The organism is Mesorhizobium sp. P3_A9 (assembly GCF_056402975.1).
In genome coordinates this window covers 1-7,078 of the sequence record NZ_JBFUGJ010000300.1, presented here as the reverse complement: position 1 = coordinate 7,078, position 7,078 = coordinate 1, and the positions used below count along the sequence as shown (strand labels likewise).

Sequence of the window (7,078 nt, the reverse complement as noted above, 5' to 3'; positions counted from 1 at the left end):
ATGCCACGGAGCACGATGCCATGGTGGTGCTCGGTGGTGGTCAGAATGCGCTGGCCGACGATGAATATCCCTATTTTCCGGCGCTGCTCGAACTGACCCGCGATTTCGCCGGCAAGGATCGCGCCGTGCTCGGCATCTGCCTCGGCAGTCAGCTCGTCGCCCGCGCCTTCGGCGGCGAGAACCGCATCGGCGGCGCCAATGAGTTCGGCTGGCGCGGCGTTTCGCTGACGCCGGACGCCAAGGCCGATCCGGTGCTGGGCGCCCTGCCGCAAAAGTTCCCGATCTTCCAGTGGCATGACGACACCTTCGAGCTGCCGGAAGACGCCGTGCGGCTCGCCGGCAATGATGTCGCCGAAAACCAGGCGTTTCGTGTCGGCCGCGCCGTCTACGGCTTCCAGTTCCATTTCGAGGCCGACCGGCCGATGGTGAAGGGCTGGAGTTCCTCCTTTGCACCGCTCATTGCCGCGCGCCATCCCGATTGGGCGGGCAAGCTCGATGGCGAGATGGCCAGCAATGGACCCGACGCCGATGCTGCTGGTCTCGCCATTGCCCGCGCCTGGGTAGCCACAATCTAGGCGTTCGCGCCTCCGCGCTCTGCCGCGTGACATTATTGGCACGCAGCCGTGAAACCGGCTGGGGAAAACCCCCTTCATCCTTGGCTTGTGTCCGTCCGCCATCCTAGAAGGCGCGCGCTCTGCATCTTCAGTGCAACCGGGATGAACCTTTTGTGTGACCCGCGCGACACACCACCGATACAGAACGCGCTTAGAAGCGCGAAATCGTCGAAACTTTGAAGCGAATTCTCCGTTTCAACGCATTGGTAACCGCCTGGTGCACAGATGCAGCAAGCTCAACAAGAGATGACGTCCGTGAAAGCAGCGCTTCTGTCCTTTGCCATGTTGTCCGCCATCGTTCTGTGCGGTCTCGGTATCTATTCCGCCGATGCTGCCAACAACCACAACGCCGTCGACGGCTACGGCGTCACCGCCTCGCTTCGCTAAAAGCCGGCCCGCTCGCGACGCATCCCTGCGCCGCGCCTGGGCTCAAGCTTCCTTTATCGCCATTTCCAGGATGCGTTTGTCCGCTCCGTCCACGACGAGGGCGGTCAGCATGCCTGATTGCCAGGCAAGCGTGTCGACATTGACGCGGTTGGCCATCACTTCCGCCTCGGGGACGGGTGTGTGGCCGTGCACCACGATCTTCGGGAACAGGCCGGTGTGATCGTGGAAAACGTCGCGGATCCAGATCAGGTCCTGCTGGCTCTGCTTGTCCAGCGGAATGCCTGGCCTGATGCCGGCATGGCAGAAGAAGAAGTCGCCGAACGTTACTGAGAACGGCAGCGAGCGCAGGAAATCGACATGGCCCGGCGGCATTGCCTCGAGCAAGGCCTGATGTCCCCGCCTCATCGTCTCCATCTTGCCGAACCAGCTGGCGTCGGCGGTCAGCGACACGCCATAGGACAGCGCCGTCTGCACGCCGCCATAGCGCATGAAAAGCCCTTCCGGGTCGGGGGTTCCCAGAAAATCGAGAAACCCGATGTCATGGTTGCCGGCGAGCATCAGATGGCGTGGATCGCGTTCCCGCGCCGCGATCAGGAAATCGATGACGCCCTTGGAATCCGGTCCGCGGTCGACATAGTCGCCGAGATGGATCACCCGCCAGTCGCGAGCCGGTTTCCATTCCAGCTCGCTCTCGATCCGCTGGTGCATGGCGGCCAGCAGGTCGAGCCGGCCATGCACGTCGCCGATCGCGTAAAGACGCACACCCTCCGGCCCATGTGCGTCGAGAAAATGGATGCCGGGTTCCGCCAACGCCTCGTGGTCTCCGTGGTCAGGCTGTCACCGGACCCTAGCGTCGGAGCTGGTCCTTGCCCATGTCGGTGACCAGACGCTTTCCGCACAGCGCCAGCGTGATGTCCATCTCCTTGCGGATGATTTCCAACGCTTTGGTAACCCCTTCCTTGCCGAGCGCGCCGAGGCCGTAAAGAAATGGCCGGCCGATATAAGTGCCCTTGGCGCCGAGGCAGAGCGCCTTCAGCACATCCTGACCGGAGCGGATGCCGCCATCCATATGGACTTCGATCTTGTCGCCGACCGCGTCCGCGATCTCTTCCAGCGCCATGATCGAGGATGACGCGCCGTCGAGTTGGCGCCCGCCATGGTTGGAAACCACGATCGCGTCGGCGCCGGTCTTGGCCGCCATCAGCGCGTCTTCCTTGTCGAGGATGCCCTTCAGGATCAGCTTGCCGCCCCAGCGTTCCTTGATCCAGGCGACGTCCTTCCACGATAGCTGCGGGTCGAACTGCTCCGTCGTCCAGGACGACAGCGAAGAGACGTCGCCGACACCCTTGGCGTGGCCGACGATGTTGCGGAAGGTGCGGCGCTTGGTGCCCGCTATGCCCAGGCACCAGCGCGGCTTGCTGGCCAGGTCGATGATGTTGGCCAGCGTCATCTTGGGCGGCGCTGAAAGCCCGTTGCGCACGTCCTTGTGGCGCTGGCCAAGGATCTGCAGGTCGAGCGTCAGCACCAGCGCCGAGCATTTCGCTGCCTTCGCCCGGTCGATCAGATCGAGCACGAAATCCTTGTCGCGCAGCACATAGAGCTGGAACCAGAAAGGCTTCTTCGTCACCGAGGCGACATCCTCGATCGAGCAGATGCTCATTGTCGACAAGGTGAACGGCACGCCGAATTCCTCGGCCGCCTGCGCCGCCAGCATCTCGCCATCGGCATGCTGCATGCCGGTCAGGCCGGTCGGCGCCAAGGCCACCGGCATCGACACTTTCTGGCCGATCATGGTCGATTCCAGCGAGCGGTTGCTCATGTCGACCAGCACGCGCTGGCGGAACTTGATCTTCTGGAAGTCTTCCTCATTGGCCCGATAGGTGCTCTCGGTCCAGGCGCCGGAATCGGCATAATCGAAGAACATCTTGGGCACGCGCCGGCGGGCGAGGTCCTTGAGGTCTGCGATGGTGAGAATGTCGCTCATGATGGTTCTCGCTTGATCGAATTGACTAAAGCATGATGCCGAAAAGTGTGAAGCGGTTTTCGGATGACATCATGCTCTATGAACGTCTGCGTGCCGGTTCGGTATCACCGGCCTCCGAACGCTGCCKCAGCCTCARCCGYGAYACGCGYTGCCAGTCGCCGCTGCGCTCGGCYTCGRSCATCGASCGCTCGACATAGGTCATGTGATCCATTGCCGCCTGGCGGGCGCCGGCCGGATCGCCGGCCTTGACCGCGGCGTGGATTGCCTTGTGCTGCGCCAGCAGCGCCTCGCGCGCGCCGGGCACGGTGAACACCAGRAGCCGGTTCTGGAACACGCCTTCCGACAAMAGCCGRTAGCAGGAGCGCAGCGTGTGCAGCAGCAGGATGTTGTGCGCGCACTCGCAGATCGCGTGATGGAATTCGACGTCGATTTCGGCTTCGTCGTCGAAATCGCCGGTGCGGTGCGCCTCGTCCATGCGCGCCATGATGCGGTCGAGCAGCGCMARGTCSTCCGSKGTRGCGCGCCGCGCCGCATATTCGGCGGCTATGCCTTCGATCTCGCGGCGGTACTCCAGATAGTCGGCCACCGCCTTGCGATGCATCGAGATCAGGTCCGCCACCGGCTTGGTGAACAGCTGGCCGATAATGTCTGCGACATGGGTGCCGCCGCCGGCCTTGGTCGTCAGCAGCCCGCGCCCTTCCAGCGCCTTCAGCGCATCGCGCAGGATCGGCCGCGACACGTCGAACTGGCGTGCCAGCTCGCGCTCGCCCGGCAGCCGGTCGCCGGTGCGCAGCACGCCTTCGAGGATGAGGCTCTCGATCTGCTGCACCACCTCGTCGGCGGTGCGCGAATGCTCGATCCTGGAAAAAATGTCGCTCAACAGCTGTGCCTGGGAATTGAACCGGTGTCGCACAGGATAAAGCCTGCGTCGCCAACTGGTCAAATTATTTATCCAATTGGTCGAAGCGGGTCGGTTTTGCCGCCCGGCGTAATATCATCTTCGGCTAAACTTTGCTGTTTGCGTCATCTGGCTATTGGCTCTAGAGGGACGCCAACGCAAGAGGGTTGACAGAAACCCGGGGGACAAGCCRTGTCAGACGACCMGTCCAATCTGGAGTTCCAGCCGCGCGCCAAGGGCAGCGTCATGGGTTTCCCCGCGCATGAGGGCCGGCCAGGCGCGCTGGGCGAGGTGCATGCAAGGCCACATCCGCTGATCGAAAAGCCCCGCGTCCTGGTGCAACTCGCCTTCATGACCGAGGGCGGCTCCGGCGTTGACCATGCCGTGCTTTCCGAACTGTCGCGGCGTCTCGGCATTGCCGCACCCGATCGCCAGGCGCGCCATCACGCCATGAAGTGGGGCAAGGGCTCGCTGCGCTGGGAGCGGCATACGGAATTCTCGACCTATCTGTGGGAAGGCCCGCTTTCCGAAAGCGGCAGGACGCAGGAGGATACGCCCTTCGGCAATGGCTTTTCGCCGCCGGGCACCGTCATTTCCGGCATCCGGCTCGAAATCCGCAAATGGACGCAGGCGAGCGAACGGCTGATCGCCGCTTTCGATCCCACCAGCCTGTGCTACTCGCTGGTCGAGCGCGGCAATGCGGCCATCGTCACCGATTTCCGCCAGGATGGCGACGGCATGACCCGCATCCTGGTGCTCGATCGCGGCCTGACGCCGGCGCGCACCGGGGCGCTGTCGCAGCGGCTGATCGACATCGAAACCTACCGGACGCTGGCCATGCTAGGCCTGCCGCTGGCGCTGACCTTGTCGGGCCGTGCCCGCCGCATCGAGGACAGGCTGGCGCAGACCACTCTGGAAATGAAGGTCGCCGAGACCCGCGACAGCCAGACGTTGCTGGCAGACCTGACGGAACTGGCGGCCGAGTTGGAAGCAGACGCCGCCTCCAGCCTTTATCGCTTCGGCGCCAGCCGCGCCTATGACGGCATCGTCGTCGAGCGGCTGGAAGCGCTGGAGGAGGAGGCTGTGCCCGGCTACGACACCTGGGGCGGGTTCCTGCAGCGCCGCGTCGCGCCTGCCATGCGCACCTGCCGCTCGGTMGAGGAGCGACAGGCCAATCTGTCGCGCAAGCTGACCCGCGCCACGACGCTGCTGCGCACCTGGGTCGATGTCGAGGTCGAGAAGCAGAACCGCGACCTGCTTGCCTCGATGAACAACCGCGCCCGCCTGCAACTGCGCTTGCAGCAGACCGTCGAGGGCCTTTCGGTTGCCGCCGTCTCCTACTATGTCGTCGGCCTCATCGGCTATGTCGCCAAGGGCGCCTCGATCTTCGGCCATGCCTTCGCGCCGGAAGTCGTCACCGCCGCCTCGGTGCCGGTCGCCATCCTGCTGGTCTGGTGGGGCGTGCGGCGCGTGCGCCAGATGCATTCCGAACCAACGAAGCATCCCGGCGAATAGCGGCAGATTGCCGCTGCGGAAGGTTGTCCCGACCTTGATGCCGGAGGCCGCATCACCGCAGCGTTTGCAAAGAATGCGCCTCACTGGTAAAAGATTTTGACCAGTCAAGCAAAGTGAGGCTGCAGATGTCCGGCCTGGCCATGCCGAAACCAGACGACGCCACGCTGCGCCGGCGCGACGAGATCGTCGCCGACATGCGCATCATCGTCCCGGGCGAGGGCGTCGTCGACGCCACCAACCAGATGCGYGCCTTCGAGAGCGACGGCCTSACCGCCTATCGGCAATTGCCGCTGGTCGTSGTGCTGCCSSAAACTGTGGCGCAAGTCTCCCGCGTGCTGAAATACTGCAACGACCGCAACATCCGCGTCGTGCCRCGCGGCTCCGGCACCTCKYTGTCSGGCGGCGCGCTGCCGCTKGARGACGCGGTGCTGCTGGTCATGAGCCGCTTCAATCGCATCCTGGCGATCGACTTCCCCAATCGCATTGTGGTTGCCCAGCCGGGCGTCACCAATCTCGGCATCACCACCGCCGTCGAGCAGGAGGGCTTTTACTACGCCCCCGATCCATCCTCCCAGATCGCCTGCTCGATCGGCGGCAACGTCGCGGAAAATTCCGGCGGCGTGCACTGCCTGAAATACGGCCTCACCGCCAACAATGTGCTCGGCATCGAGATGGTGCTGATGAACGGTGAAGTGGTGCGGCTCGGCGGCAGCCATCTTGATGCCGAAGGCTACGACCTGCTTGGCGTCATGACCGGTTCGGAAGGCCTGCTCGGCGTCGTCACCGAGGTCACAGTGCGCATCCTGAAGAAACCGGAGACGGCACGTGCCCTGCTGATCGGCTTTCCGACCAGCGAACAGGGCGGCCAATGCGTCGCCGACATCATCGGCGCCGGCATCATCCCGGGCGGCATGGAAATGATGGACCGGCCGGCGATCCACGCGGCCGAGGATTTCGTCCATGCCGGTTATCCCCTCGATGTCGAGGCGCTGCTGATCGTCGAACTCGACGGGCCGGGTGTCGAGGTCGATCATCTCATCGGTCTCGTCGAGGCGATCGCCTACAAGAACGGCTCGACCACCTGCCGCATCTCGCAATCCGAGCAGGAGCGGCTGAGCTTCTGGGCCGGCCGCAAGGCGGCCTTCCCCGCGGTCGGCCGCATCTCGCCCGACTATTACTGCATGGACGGCACCATCCCGCGCAAGGAACTGCCGCGCGTGCTCGCCGGCATGCGCGAACTCTCTGAGAAATATGGCCTCGGCGTCGCCAATGTCTTCCACGCCGGCGACGGCAATCTGCATCCGCTGATCCTCTATGATGCCAATGTTCCGGGTGAACTCGACAAGGCCGAGAGTTTTGGCGCCGACATTTTGCGGCTCTGTGTCAAGGTCGGCGGCGTCCTGACCGGCGAACATGGGGTAGGGGTCGAGAAGCGCGACCTGATGCCGGAAATGTTCAACCAGGTCGATCTCGACCAGCAGATGCGCGTCAAATGCGCCTTCGATCCCAACCACCTGCTCAACCCGGGAAAAGTCTTCCCGCAACTGCGCCGCTGCGCCGAACTCGGCCGCATGCATGTGCACCGGGGGCAGGTGGCGTTCCCGGACATTCCGAGGTTTTGAGTTGATGGCGTCTCAGAATGGGGGTTCCTCGCCCCCGCAAAGCGGGGGAGAGGTGGCT

7 protein-coding genes are annotated in these 7,078 nt (G+C 64.0%); 4 read left to right on the top strand and 3 right to left on the bottom strand.

Annotated elements, in window-relative coordinates; all coding sequences use genetic code 11:
* Both AC1DX0_RS27790 and AC1DX0_RS27785 read left to right on the top strand, forming a co-directional pair.
* Window positions 1–575 (top strand): type 1 glutamine amidotransferase (locus tag AC1DX0_RS27790; protein ID WP_477357603.1); only part of this gene is annotated, 575 nt, incomplete at its 5' end.
* A gap of 294 nt (window positions 576–869) precedes the next feature.
* Entirely contained in the window at window positions 870–1,001 is a 132-nt protein-coding gene (locus AC1DX0_RS27785; protein WP_257784452.1) for a hypothetical protein, read from the top strand.
* A gap of 42 nt (window positions 1,002–1,043) precedes the next feature.
* Here the strand turns inward: AC1DX0_RS27785 and AC1DX0_RS27780 are convergent, their stop codons facing one another.
* The 3 genes from AC1DX0_RS27780 to AC1DX0_RS27770 all read right to left on the bottom strand — a co-directional run bounded on the left by AC1DX0_RS27780 (window position 1,044) and on the right by AC1DX0_RS27770 (window position 3,865).
* Window positions 1,044–1,811, bottom strand: a complete 768-nt coding sequence (locus AC1DX0_RS27780) for a metallophosphoesterase family protein (protein ID WP_477222466.1) — start codon at window positions 1,809–1,811, stop codon at window positions 1,044–1,046.
* A 37-nt stretch (window positions 1,812–1,848) separates the two neighbouring features.
* The gene (locus AC1DX0_RS27775; protein WP_095198017.1) at window positions 1,849–2,985 is read right to left on the bottom strand and encodes an alpha-hydroxy acid oxidase; all 1,137 of its coding nucleotides are present in this window, start codon (window positions 2,983–2,985) and stop codon (window positions 1,849–1,851) included.
* A gap of 76 nt (window positions 2,986–3,061) precedes the next feature.
* Complete coding sequence (locus AC1DX0_RS27770; protein ID WP_477357600.1) at window positions 3,062–3,865, bottom strand: FCD domain-containing protein; 804 nt, start codon at window positions 3,863–3,865, stop codon at window positions 3,062–3,064.
* Between the two features lie 210 nt (window positions 3,866–4,075).
* On the opposite strand from AC1DX0_RS27770, the gene AC1DX0_RS27765 reads away from it, so the two are divergent.
* Both AC1DX0_RS27765 and AC1DX0_RS27760 read left to right on the top strand, forming a co-directional pair.
* Window positions 4,076–5,398: a DUF3422 family protein gene (locus tag AC1DX0_RS27765; protein WP_477357606.1), complete on the top strand. Its 1,323-nt coding sequence runs from the start codon at window positions 4,076–4,078 to the stop codon at window positions 5,396–5,398.
* A 125-nt stretch (window positions 5,399–5,523) separates the two neighbouring features.
* A complete protein-coding gene (locus AC1DX0_RS27760) occupies window positions 5,524–7,020 on the top strand; it encodes an FAD-linked oxidase C-terminal domain-containing protein (protein ID WP_477357597.1) in 1,497 nt (498 codons plus the stop codon).
* Window positions 7,021–7,078 lie beyond the last annotated feature (58 nt).

Excerpts from the sequence above, each read along its gene's own strand:
- AC1DX0_RS27775 (WP_095198017.1), bottom strand. The coding sequence starts at position 2,985 with ATGAGCGACATTCTCACCATCGCAGACCTCAAGGACCTCGCCCGCCGG.